The 2,720-nt window shown below is 43.5% G+C and carries 2 protein-coding genes; both read right to left on the bottom strand.

Annotated features, from left to right (window positions below):
- Positions 1–1,072: biotin/lipoyl-binding protein (locus F6J99_RS43965; protein ID WP_293123477.1), on the bottom strand; the 1,072-nt coding region annotated here is incomplete at its 3' end.
- 566 nt (positions 1,073–1,638) lie between these two features.
- Positions 1,639–2,388 carry a PEP-CTERM sorting domain-containing protein gene (locus tag F6J99_RS43960; protein WP_293123475.1) on the bottom strand — a complete coding sequence of 250 codons (750 nt, stop codon included), beginning with the start codon at positions 2,386–2,388 and terminating at the stop codon, positions 1,639–1,641.
- Positions 2,389–2,720 lie beyond the last annotated feature (332 nt).

Here is a 2,720-nt window from a genome sequence, read left to right as displayed (position 1 = left end):
TGATAATGATAGGTACTGAATCGACTACAGTCTGATAATCACCAGCGGTTGCACTGTTTAAAATTTGGGTTGTCCAGAAGTCTCCCTCTCGGATATTAAGGTGGGCTACAATGCCATCAAAGGGTGCTACAATCTCCGCATCTTCTAGACTAATGGTAGAGCGAGTTTGCCCAGCCTTGGCTGAAGCAATCTGGGCTTGAGTAGCAGTTAATTGTGACTGGGCAGATGCTAACTCACTTTCAGCAGCTTTGACATTGCTCAAGGCAGCATTAACTTGAGCTTGTGCTGCTCTGACTTGGGATTGACCATCCTCGGCTCTATTTCTGTAGACATCAACATCACTTTCTGATATTACACCGGCATCGAAAAGTTCTAGACGACGTTTGAATTCAGATATCGCTAAATCAAAATCATTTTTTGCTACTTCAAACTGGGCTTGGTTGCTCAGTACTTGTGCTTTGGCTTGTTCTACGTTTGCTTGAGCTTGAGACAAGTTGGCTTTTGCTGTTACCCGTTGGGTCTGAGCTTCAGCCGTTTGGGCTTGAGCTTGTGCCAGCTCTGCTCGCAGTCTGCGGTCATCTAATTTTGCTAGTAATTCACCCTTTTTGACAAAATCTCCCTCTCGCAGATCCCGTCCATTAACTTTTTTGAGATAGGTGATAGTTCCTGAGGTTTGGAAGGTCAGGTGTTTGCCTCGCACTGCTGAAACGAAACCATTGCCAAAGACTAACTGTTGCAGTGGATAAATTTTGACTGGGGTGGCTCGTACAGGTAACCGGTTAGGTTCAGCTGGGGCTGCTGTGATGGTGTTTTGTGATACCTCAGGATTAGGTTGGGACTGTTTGAAAGCGATCGCACCCAATGCTAGAATACCGATACCGAGCAGTAGAAAAGGCCACATCGGTCGCTTTTTGCGGGAGGGATGGGCGGGGGTATTGGTTGCTTCCCTGGCAGTTTCCCTTTCTAGTTCGGGTAATGAGTCTTGTGGTTGCTGTTCAACTCCTTGATCAATATCTTCCTGAATTGATTGAGGTGAGGACAAGTGCTTTTGAGGCAAAGGATTTGATTTCATTTGTTTATTTCCTGTAGCATCAACTCTTAAGAAGTCTTAAGTATTTTTGGGTAGCCCAGTATAGGTATATCGCCTGTCACCAAGGAGTCTGTTTCTAGAGAAATGCCACAAGCGCGCATCATAACAAGCAGATATCTAATATATCAGTTGGAGCAACCCTGCCATAAACCCGTGGTATAGCATTCTCTGAAGTTTTGTCAAGTATACAACTTCAAAACCTCTGTTGAAATCGGGATAAGTACTAAAACCGAGGGATAATTGTATTAAAGTAGGGAGTAGGGAGTAGGGAGTAGGGAGTAGGGAGCGGTTATCCCTCTATAGCCTTTCAGCTGTATGCCAGACGGGATAAATTAATGGCTGCATTGTAATCTTGGTTAATTTGTGGACAAATTACAAATTACAAATCATAAATCATAAATTATAAATTAACCCCACCAGTGTCTTAAACCAGTGGGGTTTTTTGATAATTAATTCAAACTAATTACAAGAATTTATTTTGTGCGCTGACCGCACCTCAAGTAGCGTGCGTGGAACAGGCTTCTAGCCTGTGATAAGTGCCCATATGCTTAAGCAGTCTTTTTTTTGAAAGCTGCACCTGTTCCCAAAGCACTTAATGCTAGTAAGCCCAAAATTGAAGCAGGTTCCGGAACAGGTGTGAGCTCAACATTGTCAATCAGCAGTCGAGAGTCAACAATCTCATCATCCTCGTCCAAGACTCCAAGTCCTAAACTAAAGGTTCCGGAGGTTTCAAAGGTATAAGAAAAACTCTGAAAGCCAGTCTCTTGAAAGAAAGGTGTCAAAGAGTCTATGAATAGTGGGGAGTTGGTGTCAGCTAGCCCATCTACCATTTTAGCTATGCTCACGAAGGAAAAATCGTTAAAACGTGCTGGATCAAAAGAAGATGTCGATTCATTGGTGAGAAAGTTCCAATCAAAAGTCAAAACATCTCCGGCATGGGCGGTGAAGGTTTGTTGAATTGCAGAACCCTCTCTGGGAGTGTCTACATTGGGAAGATTAGGGATAGTAGCTAGGCTTCCAGCTGTTAATCCTAGAAATGTTTCTAGATCCGAGACAGGAACTGAGCCAAAATCAGTGGTTAGTAGAGCTTGGAAGTCTCCATCGGTTGGACCACTTCCAAACGCGGCTGTTTGAATACTAGTGTCGCCTATGGTTGCCCATTCGGTGAAATCACCAGTTTCAAAACTGCCATTGACAATTGCCAGAGCTGGGTTAGCACTTAACAGAGTTGCCGCACTAACTAAACTTACTGTACCTGAGCATAGGGTTAAGACATTGAACAATTGACGAGTAGACATAAAATTGATTGCTCCTTTTTTAGGTAAAATGCTATGTTTTTAGCCACTACACTATTGGCTGTAACTATGTCTTGATGCAGGGCGGCCAAAGGGGCTTTATCCCATGAGGTACTGCATCGGTTTGAAGAGTATTGGAAAATTCATTAATATAGCAATTCTCTCTTCCATCAGGTACAAAGCGATCCCCCTAAATCCCCCTTAAAAAGGGCAGGGCTGTTTCTTGCGTCCGACTAAAACGTCATTTGTGGGGAGGTGGGGAGATAGGGAGATAGGGAGATAGGGGGGATTAAAGCTAATAAAAAGTTATTTTTAACCTGAAAAAAAACCTCTCC

It is taken from the genome of Moorena sp. SIO4G3 (assembly GCF_010692305.1).
Lineage (GTDB): Bacteria > Cyanobacteriota > Cyanobacteriia > Cyanobacteriales > Coleofasciculaceae > Moorena > Moorena producens_A.
Note: the sequence above shows the minus strand (reverse complement) of the source record. Positions and strands in the feature narration are given on the sequence as shown.